The organism is Selenomonas sp. oral taxon 149 str. 67H29BP (assembly GCF_000146365.1).
In the GTDB taxonomy this organism is placed as follows: Bacteria; Bacillota; Negativicutes; order Selenomonadales; family Selenomonadaceae; genus Centipeda; species Centipeda felix.
The window spans coordinates 1-882 of the sequence record NZ_GL397094.1; the positions used below are offsets into that span (position 1 = coordinate 1).

At 53.2% G+C, this 882-nt stretch carries 1 rRNA gene; it reads left to right on the forward strand.

What is annotated here, in order from left to right:
- Nucleotides 1–882: ribosomal RNA gene (locus HMPREF9166_RS12290) — 23S ribosomal RNA — on the forward strand; the annotation flags it as partial.

Below are 882 nucleotides of genomic sequence, written 5' to 3' on the forward strand. Positions count from 1 at the left end.
AGTGGAAGCATCTGGGAAGGTGCGGCAAAGAGAGTGAGACCCTCGTACACGAAAGAGTGAAAGGCGGGCAGGGATCCAGAGTACCACAGGGCACGAGGAACCCAGTGGGAAGCAGGGTGGACCACCATCCAAGGCTAAATACATCAAAACGACCGATAGCGAAGAGTACCGTGAGGGAAAGGTGAAAAGAACCCCGGGAGGGGAGTGCAATAGAACCTGAAACCGTATGTCTACAAACAGTCGGAGCACTTTATATGTGCGACGGCGTGCCTATTGAAGAATGAACCGGCGAGTTAATTTATGCTGCGAGGTTAAGCGGGAGACGCGGAGCCGAAGCGAAAGCGAGTCTTAAGAGGGCGCAAGTAGCATGGATTAGACCCGAAACCACAGTGATCTATGCATGTCCAGGTTGAAGCTCAGGTAAAAATGAGTGGAGGACCGAACCCGTGCGTGTTGAAAAACGTTGGGATGAGGTGTGCATAGGGGTGAAATGCCAATCGAACGTGGAGATAGCTGGTTCTCCCCGAAATAGCTTTAGGGCTAGCCTCAGGCGAATAACCATAGAGACGGTAGAGCACTGATCGGGCAAGGGGGCGTAAAGCCTACCGACCCCAGTCAAACTACGAATGGCTCATATGGGCAGCCTGGGAGTCAGAATGCGAGTGATAAGACCCGTATTCAAGAGGGAAACAGCCCAGACCGCCGGCTAAGGTCCCAAATGCTGTGCTAAGTGGAGAAGGATGTAGGACTTCGAAAACAACCAGGATGTTGGCTCAGAAGCAGCCACCATTAAAAGAGTGCGTAATAGCTCACTGGTCGAGAGGCCCTGCGCCGAAAATATCCGGGGCTCAAGCACAGAACCGAAGCCGCGGCAGGGTGTAC